Consider the following 21099-nt stretch of genomic DNA (forward strand, 5'->3'; position numbering starts at 1 on the left):
ACAGATCCTAGATTTGCGCGGGTTTCGGCGCCCGGCGAACACGCGAGGCGAACAGGCGTACGGTCACGGCCGCCGCTCACTCCGGAAGCGGGGACGATATCGCGATATATCGCGACCAACAAGAGGGGGTGCCGGAAACCTCCTGGCATCCCTCCCCAGGCTGCTCGGGCCCCTCAGGTCCCTCAGGCCATCACCCGGTACCCTGCCCCGCGCAGCGCCTCCGCGACCTCCTCGCAGTGCTCGGGGCCCTTGGTCTCCAGGTGCAGTTCCACCTCCGCCTCGGTGAGCCCGAGCCGGGGATCGGTCCGCACATGGCTGACGTCCAGGACGTTGGCGTCGGCCACCGTGAGCACGCCCAGCATGGTCGCCAGCGCGCCGGGGCGGTCGGTCAGCCGCAGCCTGAGGCTCAGATAGCGGCCCGCCGCCGACATGCCGTGCGTGAGGATGCGCTGCATCAGCAGCGGGTCCACATTGCCGCCGGACAGCACCGCCACGACCGGCCCCCGGAACGCCCCGGGATCGCCGAGCAGCGCCGCCACCGGGCTCGCCCCGGCCGGTTCCACCACCATCTTGGCCCGCTCCAGACAGAGCAGCAGGGCGCTGGAGAGCTCGTCCTCGGTGACCGTGACGACCTCGTCGACCAGCTCCTGGACGAGGCGGAACGGTACGTCTCCGGGGCGGCCCACCTTGATGCCGTCCGCCATCGTCTGGGGCGAGCGGACCGCCACCGGGTGCCCGGCGGACAGCGAGGGCGGGTAGCCGGCCGCGCCCGCCGCCTGCACCCCGACGATCCGCACCTCGGGCCGGACCGCCTTGACCGCCACGGCGATCCCGGCCGCGAGCCCGCCGCCGCCCATCCCGACGACGACGGTCCGCACCTCGGGGCACTGGTCCAGGATCTCCAGCCCCACGGTCCCCTGCCCGGCGATGACGTCGGGGTGGTCGAAGGGGTGGATGAAGACCGCGCCGGTCTCGTCGGCGTACTCCTGGGCGGCGGCCAGCGTCTCGTCCACGACATGGCCGTGCAGCCGCACCCGCGCCCCGTACTCCCGGGTCGCGGCGACCTTCGGCAGCGGCGCGCCGACCGGCATGAACACCGTCGAGCGCACCCCGAGGAGCGAGGAGGCCAGCGCGACGCCCTGCGCGTGGTTCCCGGCGCTCGCGGCGACGACGCCGGCGGCCTTCTCGACCGGGGTCAGCCCCGAGATGCGCACGTACGCTCCGCGCAGCTTGAACGAACCGGTCCGCTGGAGGTTCTCGCACTTGAAGCGGACGGGCGCGCCCACCAGCTCGGACAGATGGCGGCTGCCCTCCAGCGGCGTGACCCGGGAGACTCCGGAGAGCATCTTCTGCGCTCCCCTGACGTCGTCGAGGATCACCGAGGGGAAGCGGCCGGGCGGAAGGTAGCTCATACCGCAAGTCTTCCAGCCCCACGGGGCCGTCGCCGCCGCCCGCCGGGCCGTACTGCGCCGATGTCCACAGGTTTGTGCGGCACTGGCACACGTTGCCCCGTGGCCGCGTACTCTGTCCCCCACCCATCCGACACCGCACGAAGAGAGCCCCCGGCCATGCCCCCTCAGGACATGACGACTGCCGCGTCTCCTTCCGGGGGCGCAGCCCCGGAGAACCCGGGTCACGACCACTTGCTCGACGTTCTGCAGCACCAGGTGGCGGTCTTCGCCCGGCGTGCCGAGCAGACCCGCCTCGGCGGTGTCGGCCAGGTGCGCAATTCCATGGACCGGGCCGCGTATCTGCTGCTCAACCGGCTGGACCGGGAAGGCCCGATGGGCGTCAAGGCGCTGGCCGCCGGGATGGGGATCGATTCGTCGACGGTGACCCGCCAGGTCGCGCCGCTGGTGGACACCGGCCTCGTCAAGCGCACCTCGCACCCCGAGGACGGGCGCGCGGTCGTGCTCCAGCTGTCGCCGCGCGGCCAGGCCCGGCTGGAGGAGGTGCGGGCCTCGCGGCGCGCACTGATGTCCCAGGTGACGGACGAGTGGACGGAGGACGAGCGCGACACCTTCTGCACGCTCCTCACCCGGTTCAACGCCGCGCTGGCCGCCCGGCAGGCCGCCCACCAGCCTCCGTCGAACTGATCAACCTCCTTACGTCCCCCGGGGGTTGACCCCGGGGCCGCGGGGCGTTGCGATGGACCCGTGCGAGAGCGTCAGGCGGGCCGGGAGCGGCGCCGCGCCCAGGAGTTCGATGCCTTCGTGGCGGGCGCGGCGGGCCGGCTGCTGCACACCGCCGCGCTGCTCACCGCCGAGCCGGCCGACCCGCCCGACGCCCATCCCCGCGCGCTGCGGCTGCTGACGGACGCGCTGGCCCGGACGTACGCGGAATGGGACCGGCTGCACGGCGAGGACCCGTACAACCGCACCCGCGAGGATCTGGCCGCCCGTTTCGCCCGTGAGGCGTGGCGCCACCACCGGCCGCGCGGCGGGCTGCTGGGCCGGCTGACCCCGCAGGAGCGGCTGGTGCTGGTCCTGCGGCTGTACGAAGGGGTGCCCGAGGAGCAGACCGCCGCCCTGCTCGGGGTGCCGGCCGACCGCGTCCGCGCGGTCTGCAACCGCTCGGTGGCCACCATGCGCGGCACCCGTGCGCCGACCGAACGGCGTTGGCACCTGGGGCAGTTGGGTGCGGCCGGGTGAGCGGGACCGGACGCAGGGAGGACGAGGTCCGGCGGATGCTGGAGACGCCGCACCCGCAGGTGCCGGCCGATCTGGCGGCGCGGGCGGTGCGGCGGGGCGCCGGACGGCTGCGCAGACGGCGGGTGCTGCGGCGGATCTGGCTGCTGACGGCGACCGCGATCGTGCTGGCGTTCACGGTCTGGGCGGTGACGGTCCGGCCGTGGCACGCCCCGCCGGCCGAGACGACCCCGCCGCTGCAATGGTGACGACCACCCGTTTCGTTGCGGTATTTCCGATCTATCCTGGAGGGGAGCGGCACCACCGGCCGAGGAGGCTGTGATGACGAGGAAGATCGCTGACTGCCGCAAGTATCCGAGCGTGTCGCACTGCTCGCTGGCCATTTCCGGCGAGGAGGACGAGGTCGTCCGGGCCGCGACCGAGCACGCGGTCTCGGTGCACGAACACACGGACAGCCCCGAACTGCGGGAGCAGATCAGAGCGTCGCTGGAGGACGAGAAGGCTTCGGCCTGAGCCGGGAAGGAACTCGGTCCGAGCCGGGAAAGAAAAAAGGGGGCGGGACGGGCCGTGCGGCCGGTCCCGCCCCCTTCCGCCGCGCGGACGGGCTCAGCCGAGGGCCTGGGTGAGGTCGGCCAGCAGGTCGTCGGCGTTCTCGATGCCGACGGAGAGGCGGACCAGGTCGGCGGGGACCTCCAGCGGGGAGCCGGCGGCGGAGGCGTGGGTCATCCGGCCGGGGTGTTCGAGCAGCGATTCGACACCGCCCAGCGACTCACCGAGCGTGAAGAGCTTCGCGCGGTCGCAGACCGCGACGGCCGCCTCCTCGCCGCCCCGGACGCGGAAGGACACCATGCCGCCGAAGGCGCGCATCTGCTTGGCGGCGGTCTCGTGGCCCCGGTGCTCGGGAAGCCCGGGGTAGAGGACCTGGGTGACCTCGGGATGGCGGGTCAGCAGCTCGGTGACCTTGGCGGCGTTCTCGCAGTGCCGGTCCATCCGGACGGCGAGCGTCTTGATGCCGCGCAGCACCAGCCAGGCGTCGAACGGCCCGGCGACGGCGCCCATGGCGTTCTGGTGGTACGCCAACTCCTCCGCGAGGTCCGGGTCGTTGACGATCAGCGCACCGCCGACCACGTCGGAGTGGCCGCCCATGTACTTGGTGGTGGAGTGCACGACCACATCGGCGCCGAGCGCCAGCGGCTGCTGGAGGTAGGGGCTCGCGAAGGTGTTGTCGACGACGAGGAGCGCCCCGGCGGAGCGGGCGACGCCGGCGACGGCCGCGATGTCGGTGATGCCGAGCAGCGGGTTGGAGGGGGTCTCCACCCAGACGGCCTTGGTGCGCGGGGTGATCGCGGCCCGTACGGCGGCCACGTCGGAGGTGTCGGCGACCGAGAACTCCACGCCCCAGCGCGAGGCGACCTTCGCGAACAGCCGGAACGTGCCGCCGTAGGCGTCGTTCGGGATGACCACGTGGTCGCCGGGGGTCAGCAGCGTACGGAGCAGGCAGTCCTCGGCGGCGAGGCCGGAGGCGAAGGCGAGACCGCGGCGGCCGCCCTCCAGGGCCGCCAGGTTCTCCTCCAGGGCGGTGCGCGTCGGGTTGGCGCTGCGGCTGTACTCGTAGCCGCCGCGCAGCCCGCCCACGCCGTCCTGCTTGTACGTGGACACCTGGTAAATGGGCGGGACCACGGCGCCGGTGAGGGGATCGGCGGTGTTGCCCGCGTGGATCGCGAGGGTCTCGAAGCTGTGCTGGTCGCTCATGGGGCCGAGCGTAGTTCGTCACGAGGGCGCTCACGGGCCACCTGGCCGTCCGGTGACAATGGGGGCATGGAGATTCTGTGGTTCCTGCTCGCGCTGTGCATGCTCGCGGCGGTGATCGGTCCCTTCGCGCTGCGTCGCCGGGGCGCTATCCGCCAGGTGGCCCCGGGGTCCCCGGACGCCGCCGATCCGGACACCTACGGCTTCGTGCGCCAGGAGGAGCTGGACATCCGGATGCCCGGCCCCGACCAGGATCTCCTCGACGTCCTGGACGTGGTCCAGCACACCCAGTCCTGGAAGGCGGCCTCCCAGCTGCTCGCCGGGACGCCGAAGGAGGGCGAGGTCCGCTGGCAGCGGGTGCAGGCGTTCGCCGGGGCCGCCTCGCTGGAGCTGATGCGGCAGCCGGGCGTCGGCGGGGCGTGGCTGCGCGCGTGGCGGGCCGAGGCGCCCAAGGACGCGGGCGCGGCGGCGGTGCACGCGGAGTTCCTGGTCCAGCAGGCCTGGCGGTCCTCGACGGCGGGAACGGACGACTTCCGGATCATCCTGGAGGAGGCGCGTACGGTGGCCGCCGAGGCGGCGCTGCTGGCCCCGGGCGATCCGGTCCCCTATCTGGTGGAGCTGGCGGTGGCCCGTGGGCTGGGCTACTCCCACGAGGAGTTCGACCGGCTCTGGGCGAAGATCATCGACCGCGCCCCGGCCCATATGGGCGCCCACATCGCGGCCCTGCACTTCTGGTGCGAGAAGTGGCACGGCTCCCGCGAGGAGGCCGACGCCTTCGCCACGGCGGCGGCCGCCCGCGCCCCGCAGGGCTCCCTGCTGGCCGCGCTGCCGCTCTTCGCGGTGTACGAGCACCTGCCGGAGGTCAACTTCGTGCGCGGCTTCTACCAGAGCCAGGTCGTCACCCGCGCCGTGGAGGGCGCGATGTACGCCGTCCACTCCGCCCGCCCCGACGACCCGATGCTCGCCCACGTGCGCCACCTCCTCGTCCTCTTCCTGGTCCGCATGGAGCGGTGGGCCGAGGCCATGACCCAGCTCGTCCACATCGACGGCCACGTGGGCGCCCTGCCGTGGACGGAGAGCTCGGACCCGGCGGCCGAGTACGCGGTGTACCGGGCGCTGGCGGTCGCGGGCTACGAGGCGAACGGCGGCAGCCCGGCGACGCTGCCGAGGTAGTGGCGCCGCGGGCCGGTGTGGCACGGTGGGGCCGCACCCCGCCCCCGACACCAAGGACCGGTACCCCGTGGCACGCCTCGTCCCCCTGATCCTCATCGGCCTCGGCCTGTACTTCTGGTTCAAGGCCCGCAAGCGGGCGTCGGCCTACGTCTCCTCCATGGAGTCGGACGAGGCGGGTCCGCGCCGCTGACGACGCCCCGGGCAGGAATCCGGGGCGGCCCCGGCGCGTTGTACGAGGACCACGCCGACCCAGGAGGAGCCCCCGCATGTTCCTGCACCGCCGCACCCCGCAGCTCCCCACCCCGGAGGAGGCCCTGCGCGGCCGTCCGGTCCCCGAGTTCACCGTCCCGTCCCGCCACACCGTGCTGGGCAACCCGCTGCTGGGCCCGTACCCGGAGGGCCTGGAGGTCGCCGACTTCGCGCTGGGCTGTTTCTGGGGCGCCGAGCGGAAGTTCTGGCAGACGGACGGCGTCTGGACGACCCTCGTCGGCTACCAGGGCGGCTACACGGAGAACCCGGCCTACGAAGAGGTCTGCTCCGGCCTGACCGGCCACACCGAGGCCGTCCGCGTCGTCTTCGACCCGGCCGTCGTCTCGTACGCCGAGCTGCTCAAGCTCTTCTGGGAGTCCCACGACCCGACCCAGGGCTTCCGCCAGGGCAACGACGTCGGCACCCAGTACCGCTCCGCCGTCTACACCCACTCCCCCGCCCAGGCCGAGGCCGCCGCGTCCTCCCGCGAGGCGTACCAGCGCGTCCTGACCGCCTCCGGCCACGGCGACATCACCACCGAGATCCTCCCCGCCGAGGGCCGCACCTTCTGGCCCGCCGAACCGGCGCACCAGCAGTACCTCGACAAGAACCCCGCGGGCTACTGCGGCATCGGCGGCACGGGCGTGAGCTGCCCGATCGGGGTGGCACCGGCGGGGAGCTGAGCCCCGGGCCGGGGGTCCCGTGAATGCCCGTCAGAAATGCCGACGCCGCGACCTGTTGATCGCACCGCCGGCCCGAGGCCATGATCACCGGGCAGTCGTACGCCCGCACGGCACGGTGACAGGGCATCCACGGGGAAGGGATCCGCATGCGCAGGCTCGTCTACTACATCGCCACCACGCTCGACGGTTTCATCGCGGGACCGGACGGGGCGGACCCCACGGGGCCGGGCGGGTTCTGGCCCGTGCCGGAGGACTACATCGCGCACCTGGTCGCCGAGTACCCGGAGACGCTGCCGGGGCCGGCGCGCCGGGCGCTGTCGGTGACGGCGGAGGGGACGCGGTTCGACACGGTGCTGGAGGGGCGCAGGAGCTACGAGATCGGGCTCGCGGCCGGGGTCACCGACGCGTATCCGCATCTGCGTCATCTGGTGTTCTCGCGGACGCTGAAGGAGAGCCCGGACGCGGGCGTGGAGCTGGTCGCGGACGATCCGGTGGAGACCGTGCGGGAGCTCAAGCGGCAGGAAGGCAAGGACATCTGGCTGCTGGGCGGGGCCGGGCTGGCGGAGTCGCTGTACGGGGAGATCGACACGCTGGTCCTGAAGCTCGCTCCGCTGACCATCGGGAACGGGATTCCGCTGTTCTCCGGCGGGGCCGCCTTCGACCCGCGCACCTGGGAGCTCGTGGACCACACGGTGCTCAAGAGCGGGGCGCTGTTCCTCACGTACACGCGGGCGGGCGTCTGATGCCCCCGGAGACGCCGGTCATCCCGTCGGTGGCCGGGCGGCCCTGGTGGGCGGCCAACGAGGGCCTGGCGTTCGTCCTGGAGCTGGTGGCGCTGGGCTGCCTGTTCCGGTGGGGCTACGACCGCGGGGACGGCGGCCCGACCGGGGTGGCGCTGGGAATCGTGGTGACCGGGGCGGCCGTCGCGCTGTGGGGTCTGTTCGCCGCGCCGCGTGCGCGGTTCCGGCCGCCGCTCGCCGGGGTGCTCGCCGTGAAGGCCGTGGTGCTGGGCGGGGGCGCGCTCGCGCTGTACGGGGTCGGGCATCCGGTGGCGGCGGGGGTGATGGGCGCGGTGGTCGTGGTGAACACGGCGCTCGCCGAGACGTTCCGGCGGCGGCCCGCCGCCGCGTAGCTCCCCTCGGAAGCCCGACGGGCCCGGGACCCCCTCGGAAGGGGTCCCGGGCCCGTCGGTCCGTACCGTGCGTACGGCGGTGGAGAGGGCCGCGGGGGTCAGATGAGGCCCTGCGCGAGCATCGCCTCGGCGACCAGCTCGAAGCCGGCGATGTTGGCGCCGACGACGTAGTTGCCGGGGGTGCCGTAGCGCTCGGCGGTGGTGTAGCAGGAGTCGTGGATGTGGCGCATGATCTCCGCCAGCCGCTCCTCGGTGTGAGCGAAGGTCCAGGAGTCGCGCGAGGCGTTCTGCTGCATCTCCAGGGCACTGGTGGCGACCCCGCCCGCGTTGGCGGCCTTGCCGGGGGCGAAGGCGACGCCGGCGTCCTGGAGGACCCGGACGGCCTCGGGGGTGGTGGGCATGTTGGCGCCCTCCGCGACGGCCTTGACCCCGCCCCGGACGAGGGCCACGGCGTCGGCCTCGTGCAGCTCGTTCTGCGTGGCGCAGGGCAGGGCGACGTCGACGGGGACGTTCCAGACGCCGGTGCCCTCGACGTACTTCACGTGCGAGCCGCGCCGCTCGGCGTACTCGGAGATCCGGCCGCGGCCCCGCTCCTTGATCTCCTTGAGGAGGTCGAGGTCGATGCCCTTGTCGTCGACGACGTAGCCGCCGGAGTCCGAGGCGGTGACGACGGTCGCGCCGAGCTGCTGGGCCTTCTCGATCGCGTAGATCGCGACGTTGCCGGAGCCGGAGACGGAGATGCGCTGGCCGTCCAGGGACTCGCCGCGGCTGCGGAGCATCTCGGCGGTGAACATGACGCAGCCGTAGCCGGTCGCCTCGGTGCGCACCAGCGCACCGCCCCAGCCGAGGCCCTTGCCGGTGAGGACACCGGACTCGTACCGGTTGGTGATGCGCTTGTACTGGCCGAAGAGATAGCCGATCTCCCGGCCGCCGACGCCGATGTCCCCGGCGGGCACGTCGGTGTACTCACCGAGGTGGCGGTGCAGCTCGGTCATGAAGGACTGGCAGAACCGCATGATCTCGGCGTCCGAGCGGCCCTTCGGGTCGAAGTCCGCGCCGCCCTTGCCGCCGCCGATGGGCATGCCGGTGAGGGCGTTCTTGAAGATCTGCTCGAAGCCGAGGAACTTCACGATGCCGAGGTTGACCGAGGGGTGGAAGCGCAGTCCGCCCTTGTACGGGCCGAGCGAGCTGTTGAACTCGACCCGGAAGCCGCGGTTCACGTGGATGTCGCCCGAGTCGTCCGACCACGGCACCCGGAAGATGAGCTGGCGCTCCGGCTCGCATATGCGCTCGATGATGCGGGCGTCCACGAACTCCGGCCGCTGCGCGAGCACCGGGCCGAGGGTCTCCAGGACCTCCCGTACGGCCTGGTGGAACTCCTTCTCGCCCTGGTTGCGGCGGAGGACTTCGGCGTACAGCGGCTCGATGATGCGGTTCTCGGCGGCGTGGGGGATTGCGGAGTCGGGGGTGACCGTCATCTGATCAAGACCTTCCATGGGTCGGCTCGCACGCGGGGGCGCCCCCGTCCCGGGGGGCGCGCCAGGTCCCCCTCCCCATTGAGGGTGTCGCCGCGACTTCGCGCATTACCGCGCTCACGCATGCGGCGTACAGGACCGTTGTGGCCTACCGATTGTCCCAGTGGCCCGGCGGAAAGGCCCGCGCCATCCACATGGTGATCCCGCCCGCAAGGGCTCGGTACCTGGCCAACGGCCTTGCGCGAGACCGGATCCGGGCAGCAATGGCCGGGTTGCGGCGGCGGCCGGGATCCGGCCGAAGTGGTGAACCTCACAACGGGCCGGAGGCCGCTGTGAGGTCGCGGGGCCGCCCGTCACTCCTCCCGGGTCCCGCGCAGCATCCACAGCCCCGCCCCCGCCGCGAGGAACACGACTCCGGAGGCGGCGCTCAGCACGGTGGAGAGCGTGTCCTGCTCGACGAGAAAGGTGAGGGCGACATTGGCGGCGACGGCGCCGACGAGGACGGTCCACAGCAGTGACTTCACGGGTTCCTCCAGACGGGGTGCGGGCGGGGCGGGTCCGCCTCTTGCTCCATGCTTCCGGCGCGGGCGCCGGACCACGAGGTGCCGGACCCCCGGACCGGGGGTGTAGCCGGCTGCACCCCCGGGGTGCCCGCCGCGCCGTGGCCGCCCGTGCGCGACGCTCCGGGCGGACCACGGGACGCGGCACGGGGCCATCAGTCATGATTCGCGCATGACACCGTTACGGGGGCACCGCAGACGCCCCGGTTCCGGCCCGGCCCCCCGCGCGGCCGGGCCCGGGACGGCCGTACGCCCCGGGCCCCGCACACCGCCCCGGGCCGGCGAGATGCGCCGCTTCCTCGCGGTCGGCCTGGACTGCTATCTGTGCGTGGTCCCGGCGGGGCTGCTGATCAGGCCGTACGTGGACGGCGCCCCGGTCGCCCAGGCGGCGGCCCTGCTGGCCGGGCCGGTGCTCGCGCTGTCCTTCCTGAACCAGGTCCTGCTCACCGCCTGCTTCGGCGGCGGCGCCGGGAAGCTGATCATGGACATCCGGGTGGTGAGCCTGCCGGAGGTCCGGCGCCCCGGCCCCGGCCGGCTGGCGCTGCGCTGGCTGTACGGACTGTGCTGGCTGCCCCTGCGGCCCTGGCACGGACTGCGGGCCGGGGCCCGCACCACCCAGGGCCCGTACGGCGCCCCGCACGGGCCCCGGGGGCTCGCGGAGCACCTGGCCTCGGACGACCCGCTCGGGCTGCGCCAGGTCCGCCGGGGCGACCTCGCGGCGTTCCGCCGCGCTGCGGCCCTCACCGTCCGGGCCCGGACGGGCTGAGCCTCCACCGCCCCGGCGGACGGGGCGGAGGGGGCCAGGGGCCGGCCGGAGGCACGCACCCCGCCGCCGCTCAGGCCGCCGCGTTCTCCGTGATGGTGACCCTGCCCTTGCGGATGGTGGCCAGTCTCGGTGCGCGGCGGGCGATCGCGCTGTCGTGGGTGACCATGACGAAGGTGAGCCCGTGCTCCTTCCACAGGGTTTCCAGCACCTCCATGATCTCGTCGCGCATGGACTCGTCGAGGTTGCCGGTGGGCTCGTCGGCGAGCAGCACCTTGGGCCGCTTGACCAGGGCCCGCGCGATGGCGACGCGCTGCTGCTGGCCGCCGGACATCTCACTGGGCAGATGGCCGAGCCGTTCGCCGAGGCCGACGGAGACGAGCGCCTCGGCGGCCCGGGTGCGCCGCTCGGAGGCCCTGACGCCGAGCGGGACGAGGGCGGTCTCGACGTTCTCCTGGGCGGTGAGCGTCGGGATGAGGTTGAAGCTCTGGAAGACGAAGCCGATGTTCTCGGCGCGCACCTTGGTGAGCCTGGCCTCGCTGAGCCCGGCGAGGTCCACCCCGTCGAGCTCGATCGTGCCGGCCGTGGGCCGGTCCAGCCCGCCGAGCATCTGGAGGAGGGTGGACTTGCCGCCGCCGGTGGGTCCCTGGATGACGAGCCGGCCGCCGTCCTCGATGGTGAGGTCGACGCCGGCGAGGGCGTGGACGGTGGACTTCCCCCGGGTGTACTGCTTGGTGACGCCGTGAAGGGTGTACATGGGCCAACTCCTGCTGGACGGTGGGCGCGTGTCGCGCGACGGGTGACGGGTGAGGAGGCTCGGGCTACTCGACCCGGCGCAGCGCGTCCGCCGGGCGGAGCCGGGAGGCGCGCCAGCCGCCGAAGGCACCCGCGATCAGCCCGCCCGCGACGGCGAGGCCGACGGCGGTCAGGATGACCGAGAGGGAGACGGGTGCGGTCAGCGCGATGTCGAGGGCCTTGGACGCGCTCTGGCGGCCGGGTCCGCCCATGCCGCCGCCCATCGGGCCGCGCATCCCGCCGCCGGAGGAGCCGAGTTCGGCGGTGAGGGTGGGGCTGACGGCGGTGACGGCGTACGCCCCGGCCAGGCCGACCGCGATCCCGAGGACGCCGCCGATCAGACCGTTGACGAGGGCTTCGCCGACGACCTGGCGGGTGACCCGGCCGCTCTTCCAGCCGAGCGCCTTGAGCGTGCCGAACTCGCGGACGCGCCGGCTGACGGCGGAGGAGGTGAGGAGGCCCGCGACGAGGAAGGCGGCGGCGAGGACGGCGAGGGAGAGCCACTTGCCGACGCCGGCGGCGAGGTCGGAGGCGGTGGACAGGGAGCCGGAGACGGTGTCGGCGAGATCGGCCGAGGTGGTGACCGTGGTGCCGGAGATGTTCTTCTGGATGGCGGACTTGACGCTGTCGATCTTCTGCGAGTCCGTGGCCTTCACATAGACCGTGGTGACCTTGTCCTTCGCGTCGGCGAGGGTCTGCGCCTGCCGGAGCGGGACGTAGACGTTGGCCGCCGCGTCCCCGCTGTCGGCGGTGGAGACGCCGATGACGGAGAACGTCGTGCCGTGGATCGTCAGGGACTTGCCGACCGCGAGGGACTTCTCCTTGGCGTACGCGGCGTCGACGACGGCCACCTTCGCGTCGGTCTCGGCGGTCGTGAAGGTGCGTCCGGCGGTGATCTTCGAGGAGGTGAGCGGGCCGAGGTCCTGCCGGGTGACGTCGGTGCCGTACACGGTGTAGGAGTTGACGTCGAAGGAGGCGCCGCCGCCCTGGACCTCGCCCTGCGGCTGACCGGAACCGCCGAATCCGCCCGGGCCGCCGCCCTGGGAGGCGCCGCCCTCCCGCTGCTTGAACTCGCCGCGCTTGAACTGGCCGTCGACCTTCATGACCGTCAGGCTCAGCCCGCCGACGGCATCGGCGACACCCTTCTGCTCGCCCACCCGGTCGACGGTGGAGGCGGCCAGCGACTGGAAGCCCTGGACCATGACCCGGTCCGTGCTCTGCGTCGTGTCGTCGTCGCCGTCCTTGGCGTCGAACTGGAACCGGGGCCGGTCGGTACCGCCGGAGCCGGGCGCCGCCGCGGCCTTGGTGACGGTCATGTCCGTACCGAGGCCGTACAGGGATTCCAGGACCTTGTCCTGGGCCTTGCTCATGCCCGAGGAGACCGAGCTCACGATGATGACCAGCGCGATGCCGAGGGCGAGCCCGGAGGCGACGACGAGCGCCGCCTTTCTGCGGCGGCGCAGTTCGCGCCGGAGGTAGGTGAAGAACATGGGCGCGAGGCTAGGGAGCGCGTGTGATGGTGGGTTAAGGCCGCGATGAGATCCGGATGAGAACGCGGTACGCCGGAGGCGGCGGCTCCGCGATCCTCGGGGATCGGGTGCCGCCGCCTCCGGCGTACGGGGTGGGGTTCCGGCTGGGGAGCGGGGGCCGGCTCAGGCCTGGGAGCCCGCCGTCCACTGCGCCCAGCTCATGTTCCAGCCGTTGAGGCCGTTGTCGGGCTGGATCGTCTTGTCCGGGGAGTTCTTGACGATGACGACGTCACCGATCATCGAGTTGTTGTAGAACCACGCGGCGGGCTGGTTGGGGTCGCCGGCGCCCTTGACGTCGGCGAGGCCGACGCAGCCGTGGCTGGTGTTGACCTTGCCGAAGATGCCCTTGCCCCAGTAGTTGCCGTGGATGAAGGTGCCCGACGTGGAGAGCCGCATGGCGTGCGGCACGTCCTTGATGTCGTACTCGCCCTTGCCGTCGTCGTCCGTGAAGCCGACGGTCGCACCGTTCATCCGGGTCTCCTTGTACTTCTCGGAGATCACCATCTGGCCGTTGTACGTCGGGTTGTCGGGCGAGCCCGCGGAGATCGGGATGGTCTTGATGGTCTTGCCGTCCCGGGTGACGGTCATCGTGTGGGTCTTGGCGTCGACCGTGGAGACCTGGTTGCGCCCGATCTTGAAGGTGACGGTCTTCTGCTGGACGCCGTAGACGCCGTCCGCGCCCTCGACGCCGTCCAGGGCGAGCTTCAGCGTGACGGTCGAGCCACCGGTCCAGTACTCCTGCGGGCGCAGGTCGAGCCGCTGGGAGTTGAACCAGTGGCCGACGACCTGCTGGCCGCTGCTGGACGTCACCGTGATGCCGGCCTGGACGGCCTTCTTGTCGGTGATCGCCTTGTTGAAGTTGATCGAGACCGGCATGCCGACGCCGACCGTGGAGCCGTCCTCGGGGGTGAAGTTCCCGATGAAGCTGTTGGCGGGCGAGACGGTGGTGAAGGAGGAGTTCTCGTGGGCCTCGCGGCCCTTGGCGTCCTTCGCCGTCGCGTTGATCTTGTACGTGGTGGAGCGCTCCAGCTGGACGTCCGGCTTCCAGCTGGTGCCGTCGGCGGAGATCGTGCCCTTGACCGCCGCGCCGGCGGCCGTCGTCATCTCGACGGACGTCAGTGTGCCTTTGGTGACGGAGACCTTGGCGGCGTTGTTGATGCTCGCGTTCGTCGCACCGTTCTTCGGCGCGATCGTTATCTGCGCCTCGGAGGTCTCCTGCGCCGCCGCCTTGTCGACGTCGGCGGCCTGCGACTGCGTGGAGGCGGCGGGAGTCGCGGCCCCGCCACTGTCCCCGTCGCTGTCGTTGCAGGCCGAGAGCACCAGTACGCCGCCGAGCAGTGCGGACGCGGCCATGAGGCCCTTGCGCCGCTTGCTGTCCGTCATCACACGCTTCTCCATCGTTGCCGAAATCCCCGAAAACCCCGAGCAAGGCCGTCGACCGGGCCTTCCCCTCAATGTTCCAGAACCCCTGTCATGGGTCACCCGTTCCACATGCGTCTTCGATGTGGGGAACACCACTCATCGACGCGGTGGCGGGGGCGGCGGTTCCCTTGGCCGGCTCGGGGTGTGCGCACCGGTCGACCGCCTGGCTCCGTTCCCCCCATTGTGCGGGACGCCAAAAGCGCCACCGCTGCCGCGCCCCTCTCCGGCTGCTCGCCTTCCCCGCTCCGGATGCCGGTATGCGCACGGGATCCGGGGGGTCGGGTGACCGGGCGGGCACAGGGCGCAGGCGTCCGTGATGTCCCTCACCATTTCCGCCCGAAAGAGTGCGAATCAGGACGTCCCGGTGCGTGCGCGGGCCACCGACCCCGCACGCCTCGTCACCACCCCCTCCGCGCCCTTTCCCGGGGCCCGGAGCGTTCACTAGCATCACCGCAACACGCCTGAGGGGGCCCGGCACTTGGGCCGCCCCCTCCTCCACGGCTGCCTTGAGGGAGAACGATTTCCTTGGCCATCCCCCGCCGCCCCCTGCTGACCGCGACCGCCGCGGGAACGCTGCTGTGCGCGCTGTGGTTCGTCCCGTCCGCCCACGCGGACGGCGACCCTTCGGCACCGCCCGGCCCCCAGGCCCCCACGGCGGCCACCGCCCAGGCCGGTCCCGGCGCCACCGCGCTCGCCGAGAACGGCCCCGGTTTCGACACCACGCCCTATCTGCTCGGCGGCATGGCGTTCCTGGGCGCCGGCGCGGGCTACGTCGTCCGCTCGGCCCACCGCGCGGACCCACACCCGGTGCGCTGAGCACCCGCCCCGCACCACGGAAGCGGCCACCGGACCGATCCGGTGGCCGCTTCCGCACGCCGTGCGGCGATCGGTCAGGCGAGCGGGCCCGTGACCGGCTCCACGGCCGCCACCAGACCGCCCGCGCGCACGAAGGCGTCCGTCGCGGCCAGGTCCGGCGCGAGGAAGCGGTCCGGTCCCGGCCCCTGGGCCCCGGCCGCCCGCAGCGCGTCGATCGCGGCGCGGGAGGCGGGCGCCGGGGTCAGCCCCTTCGCGGCGCGCAGCTCGATCGCGCGGGTCGCCGCATACAGCTCGACGGCGACGATCCTGGCGAGGTTGTCGACGGCGGTACGGAGCTTGCGCGCGGCCGACCAGCCCATGGAGACGTGGTCCTCCTGCATCGCGGAGGACGGGATGGAGTCCGCCGACGCGGGGACGGCGAGCCGCTTCATCTCGCTGACCAGGGCGGCCTGGGTGTACTGGGCGATCATCAGGCCCGAGTCGACCCCGGCATCGTCCGCGAGGAAGGGCGGCAGCCCGTGCGAGCGGTTCTTGTCGAGCAGCCGGTCGGTGCGGCGCTCGGTGATGGAGCCGAGGTCGGCGGCGGCGATCGCGAGGAAGTCCAGGACGTACGCGACCGGCGCCCCGTGGAAGTTGCCGTTGGACTCGACCCGGCCGTCGGGGAGCACGACCGGATTGTCGACGGCGGCGGCCAGTTCGCGGTCCGCGACGGTCGCGGCGTGCGCGAGGGTGTCGCGGCCCGCGCCGTTCACCTGCGGGGCGCAGCGCACCGAGTAGGCGTCCTGGACGCGCGGCGCGTCGTCCTGATGGTGGCCGGTCAGGCCCGAACCGGCCAGCACCCGCAGCATGTTGTCCGCGCTGGCGCCCTGCCCGGGGTGCGGGCGGATGGCGTGCAGTTCGGGGGCGAGGACCTTGTCCGTGCCGAGCAGGGCCTCCAGGGAGAGGGCGGCGGTGATGTCGGCCGAGGTGTAGAGGGTGCGCAGGTCCGCGAGGGCCATCACGAGCATGCCGAGCATGCCGTCGGTGCCGTTGAGGAGGGCCAGGCCCTCCTTCTCGCGCAGTTCGACCGGGGTGATGCCGTGGGCGGCGAGGAGTTCGCCGGCGGGGCGCACGGTCCCGTCGGAGCCCTCGGCGTCACCCTCGCCCATGAGGGTCAGCGCGCAGTGCGAGAGCGGGGCCAGGTCGCCGGAGCAGCCGAGCGATCCGTACTCGTGGACGACGGGTGTGATCCCGGCGTTCAGTACGTCCGCCATGGTCTGCGCGACCTCCGGGCGCACCCCGGTACGGCCCGAGGCGACGGTCTTCAGCCGCAGGAACATCAGCGCCCTGACGACCTCGCGCTCGACCCTCGGGCCCATCCCGGCGGCGTGCGAGCGGACGATGTTGCGCTGGAGGCGGGCGCGCAGGTCCGGGCTGATGTGGCGGCTGGCCAGCGCGCCGAATCCGGTGGAGACGCCGTAGACCGGTTCGGGTTTCGCGGCGAGCGCGTCCACGATCTCGCGGGCGGCGGCCAGGGCGCTCACCGCGGCGGCGGAGAGTTCGACCCGGGCGTTGCCGCGGGCCACGGCGATGACGTCCTGAGCGGTGGTGCCGGACGTCCCCACCACGACTGTGTGCATATCCATATTCAGAAGCGTACGGATTGAAAGCCCCCATGTCACTAGCGGTCGACGGGTTGACCCCTTACCCCGGCTCAGCCCTCGGGACGGTTCCCGCGCAGCCTGCGGCGGTCGTGCGGGGAGGGCGGCGGGGAGTCCGCGAGCCGGATGACCTCGTCGTCGCGCCCGGCCACCACGGGCCGGGCCGAGCGGGCGGCCTTGGCCCGGTACTGGGCGGCGTCCGCCAGCCGGAAGAGCCGACGGGCGGAGACGTCCGGCCCGATCGGGTCGCCGGTGGACGCGACCCCGCAGGCGACCCCGTCCCCCAGCTCCATCTCGGCCGCCCGGTCGCACAGCTCCGCGGCCACCGCGACCACCTCGTCCGCCTCGGGGCCCACGGCGAGCAGACAGAACTCGTCGCCGCCGAGCCGGGCCGCGAGCGTCCCGGGGAGCATCGCCCCGCAGCGGGAGAGCACCGAGCCGAAACGTTCCAGCAGGCGGTCGCCGACGGCGTGCCCCTGGGTGTCGTTGACCCGCTTGAGGCCGTTGAGGTCGCAGACGACCAGGCTCACCACGGAACCGTGCACCCGGTGCCGCTCCACCGCCTCGTCCATCCGCACGTCCACGGCCCGACGGTTGGCGAGGCCCGTCAGCGGATCGGTGAAGGCGAGCTTGCGCACCTCCTCCAGCCGTTCGGTCTGGACGATCCCGGCGGCGGCCACGGCGGCCAGCACGGTGGCGAAGTCCGCGTCCCGGCGGTCGAACACCGGCGCCCCCATCGGACGGGCCACGTACAGCTCGCCCCAGGCCCTCCCGTGCAGCACGATCGGCGCGACGACGCAGCTGCCGCGCCCCCGCCGCCGCAGGGCCGCCACCCGCTGGTGGCAGTAGCCGCGCCCGTATCCGCGCACGCCCGCGACCGCCGGCCGCTCCGGCTCGTCGGCGGTCTCCACCCAGGCGTCCGGCTCACCGCCGCCCGCCCACCGTTCGTGCAGGAACTCGGTGATCTCCGGGAACTGGTGGACCGGATAGGTCTCGTCCTCGGGGAACTCCTCCTCCCCCTCGGCCCGGGCGCCCGCGTTGACCAGGACCCTCAGCCGGCCCGGCCCGCGCTCCCAGACCGAGAGCGCGGCGAAGGAACCGCCCAGCGCCTCGCAGGCGCCGAGGGCGGCGGCCCGCCAGCACCCCCGAGGGGTGTGCGCCGCGGCCATCGCCTGCGCCAGGGAAACCACGGACCGCAGTCGCGCATCGTCACCACCCATCACCCCAGCTTAGGGAGATTTCGGGCACTTTGATCAGTTGGCGGCTCCCTTTGGACACGGTGCGTCGCTTAAACCTCACCGAGGGTGACTGTCGTCACTCGCCGGGCCAGTTCGGCTTCCGCTTCTCGTTGAAGGCGGCCACGCCCTCCGCCCGGTCGCCGGAGAAGGCCACCGAGCGCCACGCGGCGTCCTCGACCTCCAGGCCCGCGCGCAGATCGAGCCCGTGGCCCAGCCGCAGCGCCCGTTTGGCCGCCCGCAGCCCGACCGGGGAGTTCGCCGCGATCCGCCCGGCCAGGGCCAGCGCCTCGGCCCGGTCCTCGCCCGCGCCGACCAGCTCGTCGACCAGCCCGAGGGCGTGGGCCTCGGCGGCCTCCACCCGCCGGGCCGTGAAGACCAGCTCGGCGGCGCGGGCCGCCCCGATCCGGCGCGGCAGCAGCTGCGTGCCGCCGCCGCCCGGGATGACGCCCACGGAGACCTCGGGCAGCCCCACCAGCGCGGTCGGGTCGGCCACGATCAGATCGCAGGACAGGGCCAGCTCGAAGCCGCCGCCGAGCGCGAAGCCGTGCACGGCCGCGATCGTCGGCATCGGCAGCTCCAGCACGGCCGTGTAGGCGGCGCGCGTGACGGGCCGCTGGCGCAGCAGATCGGCGTCCGTGAAGGAGTTGCGCTCCTTGAGGTCCGCGCCCACGCAGAAGGCGCGCTCGTGGCTGGAGCTGAGCACCGTGACCCGCACCGCCGGATCGGCGGCCAGCGCGGCACAGGCGGCGGTGATCGAGCGCGCCATGTCCGTGGACACGGCGTTCATGGCCTTCGGCCGGTCGAGGACCAGCTCGGCGACGTGCTCCAGGCCCTCACGGCTCCGGACGACGACGAACTCCCCGAACCTCTGCTCGGACGTGACCGTCATGACTGCACCCCTCGGATCGACGCGTTAACGAGCGTTATCGGAAGGATCCTAGGGCGTGCGGTGAAAGTAGCCCCGCCCCCGGAAGGGACCGGGGGCGGTGTCAGGAGGTGCCGCGGCGGGCCAGGAGCCAGGGTTCGACGACGCCGAGGCCGCGGACCGGGCGCTGCCACATCGGCTGGAGCCCGTAGCGGTACGCGGGCAGCGGGGCGGGCTCGCGGCCCTCCGCGCCCTCCTTCTCGGCCCGTTCGGCGGCGGCGGCCGCCTCCTGGGCGGCCCGCGCCTCGGAGACCGGGGCGTCGCCGGTCCGGATCAGCTCCTCGGCGAAGGCGCCGTCCACCAGCACGGCGTCCTTCGGGGCTATGGAGGTCAGCCGGCTGGCGAGGTTCACCGTGGTCCCGAAGACATCGCCCATCCGGGTGGTGACCGTGCCGAAGGCGATGCCCACGCGCAGGGCCGGCATCGTCTCGTCCTGGGTCATCGCCTCGATGAGGCGCAGCGCGATCTCGGCGGCGGTGCCGGCGTCGTCCGCCGCGAAGAGCACCTCGTCGCCGAGGGTCTTGATGAGCCGGCCGCCGTGGGCGGCGACCAGGTCGGCGCAGGTGGTCTCGAAGGACTCGACCAGTTCGCCCAGCTCCTCCTCCTCCAGGCGCCGGGTGAGCCGGGTGAAGCCGACGAGGTCGGCAAAGCCGACGGCCAGACGGCGGTCGACCATCTCCTCGTCGTCGGCGGCCTGGACGACCCGGCCGGTGGCGGCGGCGAGCTGGCGCCGCCACACGTAGACCAGGAACTCCTCCAGCTCCGGCAGCAGCAGCTCGATCAGCGGGTAGGTGACCTCGGTGCGGGTCATCCCCGGCTCGGGCGGCTCGGTGAGCCCCTCCAGGAAGGAGTCGATCTGCCATTCGGCCAGCCGGGCGGTGGTCTGGCCGGTCGACCGGGCCACCTGGATCGCCATCGGCTCGCTGAGCAGCCCGGCCTCGACCAGACCGGAGAGCCGCCGCAGCGCGAGCACGTCCGCCTCTGTCAGCGCCTTGGCCTGACCGATGTCCGCGAAGCCCATGGCCCGCCAGAACCGCGAGGCGAGGTCCATGGAGACACCGGCGGTCCGGGCGGCCTGGAAGGGGGTGTAGCGCCGGTCGGCGCCCAGGATGAGCGCCTCCAGCCGGATCGCGAGCGGATCGTCGGTCGGCTCGGCCGTGTGGTCGACGTCGTGATGCGGTGTCGCGTGGACCGAGGGGCCCGGCGGGGGCTGCTCGCCCGCACCGGAGTTCGTGTCGTCGACGGTCACCAGCCGCCTCCTGCCCGTTCCCTGCGCACTGCCCTGCCGATCTGTCGGTGGATCGCCTCAACGATACGGCAGGTGTGCCCTACCTCACGTCGCAGAGGCGGGAGCGGACGAGGCACCCGGGTCAGGTCAGACCGCCGTCCGCGCCCCTCAGGTGCACGATGTCACCGGCGGAGACGGGTGCGCGCAGTCCGTCACCGGTGGACAGGACGATCCGGCCGTCGCCGTCGATCGCGACCGCCTCCCCGGTGAGGGTGCGCTCGCCCGGCAGCTGGGCGCGCACGGTCCGGCCGAGGGTGGCGCAGCCCGCCGCGTAGGCCGCCTGGAGTCCGCTGGCCGCCGCGTCGCCGTCGGCCGCCTTCCACTGCCCGTACCACTGCTCCAGGGAGCGCAGCACGGCCCGCAGAAGGGTTTCGCGGTCGGTGGAGACGGCTCCGGCGAGGGCGAGCGAGCCGGCGGTGGGGGCGGGCAGTTCGTCCGCGCGCAGCGAGACGTTGAGGCCGATGCCGACGACGACGCCGTCCCCGGCCCGTTCGGCGAGGATGCCGCCGGCCTTGCGTTCCCCGCCGTCCACGGTGACCAGCAGGTCGTTGGGCCATTTCAGTGCCGTGTCGACGCCGGCCGAGCGGGCCAGGCCGGTGGCGACGGCGACCCCGGTGAGCAGGGGCAGCCAGCCCCACCGCTCCATCGGTACGCCGCCGGGGGCCAGATAGACCGAGAAGAACAGGCCGGAGCGGGCGGGGGCGGACCAGGCGCGGTCCAGCCGGCCGCGTCCGGCGGTCTGCTCCTCGGCGACCAGGACGGTGCCCTCGGCGAGGGAGCCGGCCCGCGCGGCGAGGTCGGAGTTGGTGGAACCGGTGGACTCGACCACGTCGAGCGCGGTCCACAGCCCGTCCGGCCGCAGCAGTCCGCGCCGCAGCGCGGCGAGGTTCAGGGGCGGCCGGTCCAGGTCGGACCAACGGTTGTGTGGCGCATCCGAGGGAGTCATGCAAGCCACCCTAGGTGTGTCAAACGACGCACTGCCGAACGGTATCCGCGCGGATACGCTACGGCTCA

General features: G+C 73.0%; 23 protein-coding genes. 11 read left to right on the forward strand and 12 right to left on the reverse strand.

All coding sequences use genetic code 11. The annotated features are described in order from the left end of the window. Positions 1 to 182: 182 nt before the first annotated feature. Positions 183 to 1412: a threonine ammonia-lyase gene (gene ilvA / locus ACWCXC_RS24100; RefSeq protein WP_450681527.1), complete on the reverse strand. Its 1230-nt coding sequence runs from the start codon at positions 1410 to 1412 to the stop codon at positions 183 to 185. A gap of 156 nt (positions 1413 to 1568) precedes the next feature. Between ilvA and ACWCXC_RS24105 the strand changes: the two genes are divergently transcribed. The 4 genes from ACWCXC_RS24105 (at position 1569) to ACWCXC_RS24120 (ending at position 3161) form a co-directional block, all read left to right on the forward strand. Further along, complete coding sequence (locus tag ACWCXC_RS24105; RefSeq protein ID WP_450681526.1) at positions 1569 to 2096, forward strand: MarR family winged helix-turn-helix transcriptional regulator; 528 nt, start codon at positions 1569 to 1571, stop codon at positions 2094 to 2096. A 60-nt stretch (positions 2097 to 2156) separates the two neighbouring features. Continuing rightward, positions 2157 to 2651, forward strand: a complete 495-nt coding sequence (locus ACWCXC_RS24110) for a sigma factor-like helix-turn-helix DNA-binding protein (protein WP_450890505.1) — start codon at positions 2157 to 2159, stop codon at positions 2649 to 2651. Then, a complete protein-coding gene (locus tag ACWCXC_RS24115; RefSeq protein ID WP_450890506.1) occupies positions 2648 to 2896 on the forward strand; it encodes a hypothetical protein in 249 nt (82 codons plus the stop codon). The genes ACWCXC_RS24110 and ACWCXC_RS24115 overlap by 4 nt, the downstream gene beginning before the upstream one ends. A gap of 73 nt (positions 2897 to 2969) precedes the next feature. Further along, positions 2970 to 3161: a DUF1059 domain-containing protein gene (locus ACWCXC_RS24120; RefSeq protein WP_450681523.1), complete on the forward strand. Its 192-nt coding sequence runs from the start codon at positions 2970 to 2972 to the stop codon at positions 3159 to 3161. Between the two features lie 93 nt (positions 3162 to 3254). Here ACWCXC_RS24120 and ACWCXC_RS24125 read toward each other — a convergent pair whose 3' ends face one another. Continuing rightward, a complete protein-coding gene (locus tag ACWCXC_RS24125) occupies positions 3255 to 4400 on the reverse strand; it encodes a cystathionine gamma-synthase (protein ID WP_450681522.1) in 1146 nt (381 codons plus the stop codon). A 66-nt stretch (positions 4401 to 4466) separates the two neighbouring features. On the opposite strand from ACWCXC_RS24125, the gene ACWCXC_RS24130 reads away from it, so the two are divergent. The 5 genes from ACWCXC_RS24130 (at position 4467) to ACWCXC_RS24150 (ending at position 7634) form a co-directional block, all read left to right on the forward strand. Beyond that, positions 4467 to 5570 (forward strand): hypothetical protein, encoded by a 1104-nt coding sequence (locus tag ACWCXC_RS24130; protein WP_450890507.1) that lies wholly within the window; start codon positions 4467 to 4469, stop codon positions 5568 to 5570. 67 nt (positions 5571 to 5637) lie between these two features. After that, positions 5638 to 5760, forward strand: a complete 123-nt coding sequence (locus ACWCXC_RS24135) for a hypothetical protein (RefSeq protein WP_450681520.1) — start codon at positions 5638 to 5640, stop codon at positions 5758 to 5760. Between the two features lie 76 nt (positions 5761 to 5836). Further along, complete coding sequence (msrA, locus tag ACWCXC_RS24140; protein ID WP_450681519.1) at positions 5837 to 6502, forward strand: peptide-methionine (S)-S-oxide reductase MsrA; 666 nt, start codon at positions 5837 to 5839, stop codon at positions 6500 to 6502. A gap of 146 nt (positions 6503 to 6648) precedes the next feature. After that, on the forward strand, positions 6649 to 7245 hold the full coding sequence (locus tag ACWCXC_RS24145; RefSeq protein ID WP_450890508.1) for a dihydrofolate reductase family protein: 597 nt from the start codon (positions 6649 to 6651) through the stop codon (positions 7243 to 7245). Further along, positions 7245 to 7634 (forward strand): YrdB family protein, encoded by a 390-nt coding sequence (locus tag ACWCXC_RS24150; RefSeq protein ID WP_450681517.1) that lies wholly within the window; start codon positions 7245 to 7247, stop codon positions 7632 to 7634. The genes ACWCXC_RS24145 and ACWCXC_RS24150 overlap by 1 nt, the downstream gene beginning before the upstream one ends. Before the next feature lie 98 nt (positions 7635 to 7732). Here ACWCXC_RS24150 and gdhA read toward each other — a convergent pair whose 3' ends face one another. Next, on the reverse strand, positions 7733 to 9112 hold the full coding sequence (gdhA, locus tag ACWCXC_RS24155; RefSeq protein ID WP_450681516.1) for an NADP-specific glutamate dehydrogenase: 1380 nt from the start codon (positions 9110 to 9112) through the stop codon (positions 7733 to 7735). A 350-nt stretch (positions 9113 to 9462) separates the two neighbouring features. Next, positions 9463 to 9633 (reverse strand): hypothetical protein, encoded by a 171-nt coding sequence (locus ACWCXC_RS24160; RefSeq protein WP_450681515.1) that lies wholly within the window; start codon positions 9631 to 9633, stop codon positions 9463 to 9465. Between the two features lie 322 nt (positions 9634 to 9955). Between ACWCXC_RS24160 and ACWCXC_RS24165 the strand changes: the two genes are divergently transcribed. After that, positions 9956 to 10435 (forward strand): RDD family protein, encoded by a 480-nt coding sequence (locus ACWCXC_RS24165; protein WP_450681590.1) that lies wholly within the window; start codon positions 9956 to 9958, stop codon positions 10433 to 10435. Positions 10436 to 10505: 70 nt separating this feature from the next. Here the strand turns inward: ACWCXC_RS24165 and ACWCXC_RS24170 are convergent, their stop codons facing one another. The 3 genes from ACWCXC_RS24170 to ACWCXC_RS24180 form a co-directional block, all read right to left on the reverse strand. After that, positions 10506 to 11189, reverse strand: coding sequence for an ABC transporter ATP-binding protein (locus tag ACWCXC_RS24170; RefSeq protein WP_450681514.1), 684 nt, complete (start codon positions 11187 to 11189; stop codon positions 10506 to 10508). Positions 11190 to 11253: 64 nt separating this feature from the next. Next, complete coding sequence (locus ACWCXC_RS24175) at positions 11254 to 12717, reverse strand: ABC transporter permease (RefSeq protein WP_450890509.1); 1464 nt, start codon at positions 12715 to 12717, stop codon at positions 11254 to 11256. A gap of 162 nt (positions 12718 to 12879) precedes the next feature. After that, positions 12880 to 14154, reverse strand: coding sequence for a L,D-transpeptidase (locus ACWCXC_RS24180; protein WP_450890510.1), 1275 nt, complete (start codon positions 14152 to 14154; stop codon positions 12880 to 12882). Positions 14155 to 14703: 549 nt separating this feature from the next. Here ACWCXC_RS24180 and ACWCXC_RS24185 point away from each other — a divergent pair. Further along, positions 14704 to 14994 (forward strand): hypothetical protein, encoded by a 291-nt coding sequence (locus tag ACWCXC_RS24185; protein ID WP_450681511.1) that lies wholly within the window; start codon positions 14704 to 14706, stop codon positions 14992 to 14994. Positions 14995 to 15068: 74 nt separating this feature from the next. Here ACWCXC_RS24185 and hutH read toward each other — a convergent pair whose 3' ends face one another. The 5 genes from hutH to ACWCXC_RS24210 all read right to left on the reverse strand — a co-directional run bounded on the left by hutH (position 15069) and on the right by ACWCXC_RS24210 (position 21031). Beyond that, positions 15069 to 16619 carry a histidine ammonia-lyase gene (gene hutH / locus ACWCXC_RS24190; RefSeq protein WP_450890511.1) on the reverse strand — a complete coding sequence of 517 codons (1551 nt, stop codon included), beginning with the start codon at positions 16617 to 16619 and terminating at the stop codon, positions 15069 to 15071. A gap of 68 nt (positions 16620 to 16687) precedes the next feature. Then, positions 16688 to 17854, reverse strand: a complete 1167-nt coding sequence (locus tag ACWCXC_RS24195; RefSeq protein WP_450890512.1) for a diguanylate cyclase domain-containing protein — start codon at positions 17852 to 17854, stop codon at positions 16688 to 16690. A 94-nt stretch (positions 17855 to 17948) separates the two neighbouring features. Further along, entirely contained in the window at positions 17949 to 18761 is an 813-nt protein-coding gene (locus tag ACWCXC_RS24200; protein WP_450890513.1) for an enoyl-CoA hydratase/isomerase family protein, read from the reverse strand. A gap of 100 nt (positions 18762 to 18861) precedes the next feature. Next, positions 18862 to 20046 (reverse strand): adenylate/guanylate cyclase domain-containing protein, encoded by a 1185-nt coding sequence (locus tag ACWCXC_RS24205; protein ID WP_450681507.1) that lies wholly within the window; start codon positions 20044 to 20046, stop codon positions 18862 to 18864. 121 nt (positions 20047 to 20167) lie between these two features. Then, on the reverse strand, positions 20168 to 21031 hold the full coding sequence (locus ACWCXC_RS24210) for a biotin--[acetyl-CoA-carboxylase] ligase (RefSeq protein ID WP_450890514.1): 864 nt from the start codon (positions 21029 to 21031) through the stop codon (positions 20168 to 20170). Positions 21032 to 21099: the final 68 nt, after the last annotated feature.

This window comes from Streptomyces sp. NPDC001515, from assembly GCF_053597115.1.

Bases quoted from the DNA above. Each gene is read 5' to 3' on its own strand.
- ACWCXC_RS24200 (WP_450890513.1), bottom strand. From the start codon at position 18,761: ATGACGGTCACGTCCGAGCAGAGGTTCGGGGAGTTCGTCGTCGTCCGG.
- ACWCXC_RS24195 (WP_450890512.1), bottom strand. From the start codon at position 17,854: ATGGGTGGTGACGATGCGCGACTGCGGTCCGTGGTTTCCCTGGCGCAG.
- hutH (WP_450890511.1), bottom strand. From the start codon at position 16,619: ATGGATATGCACACAGTCGTGGTGGGGACGTCCGGCACCACCGCTCAG.
- ACWCXC_RS24130 (WP_450890507.1), top strand. From the start codon at position 4,467: ATGGAGATTCTGTGGTTCCTGCTCGCGCTGTGCATGCTCGCGGCGGTG.
- ACWCXC_RS24145 (WP_450890508.1), top strand. From the start codon at position 6,649: ATGCGCAGGCTCGTCTACTACATCGCCACCACGCTCGACGGTTTCATC.
- ACWCXC_RS24210 (WP_450890514.1), bottom strand. From the start codon at position 21,031: ATGACTCCCTCGGATGCGCCACACAACCGTTGGTCCGACCTGGACCGG.
- ACWCXC_RS24165 (WP_450681590.1), top strand. From the start codon at position 9,956: ATGCGCCGCTTCCTCGCGGTCGGCCTGGACTGCTATCTGTGCGTGGTC.
- msrA (WP_450681519.1), top strand. From the start codon at position 5,837: ATGTTCCTGCACCGCCGCACCCCGCAGCTCCCCACCCCGGAGGAGGCC.
- ACWCXC_RS24150 (WP_450681517.1), top strand. From the start codon at position 7,245: ATGCCCCCGGAGACGCCGGTCATCCCGTCGGTGGCCGGGCGGCCCTGG.
- ACWCXC_RS24175 (WP_450890509.1), bottom strand. From the start codon at position 12,717: ATGTTCTTCACCTACCTCCGGCGCGAACTGCGCCGCCGCAGAAAGGCG.
- gdhA (WP_450681516.1), bottom strand. From the start codon at position 9,112: ATGACGGTCACCCCCGACTCCGCAATCCCCCACGCCGCCGAGAACCGC.
- ilvA (WP_450681527.1), bottom strand. From the start codon at position 1,412: ATGAGCTACCTTCCGCCCGGCCGCTTCCCCTCGGTGATCCTCGACGAC.
- ACWCXC_RS24125 (WP_450681522.1), bottom strand. From the start codon at position 4,400: ATGAGCGACCAGCACAGCTTCGAGACCCTCGCGATCCACGCGGGCAAC.
- ACWCXC_RS24120 (WP_450681523.1), top strand. From the start codon at position 2,970: ATGACGAGGAAGATCGCTGACTGCCGCAAGTATCCGAGCGTGTCGCAC.
- ACWCXC_RS24180 (WP_450890510.1), bottom strand. From the start codon at position 14,154: ATGGAGAAGCGTGTGATGACGGACAGCAAGCGGCGCAAGGGCCTCATG.
- ACWCXC_RS24105 (WP_450681526.1), top strand. From the start codon at position 1,569: ATGCCCCCTCAGGACATGACGACTGCCGCGTCTCCTTCCGGGGGCGCA.
- ACWCXC_RS24170 (WP_450681514.1), bottom strand. From the start codon at position 11,189: ATGTACACCCTTCACGGCGTCACCAAGCAGTACACCCGGGGGAAGTCC.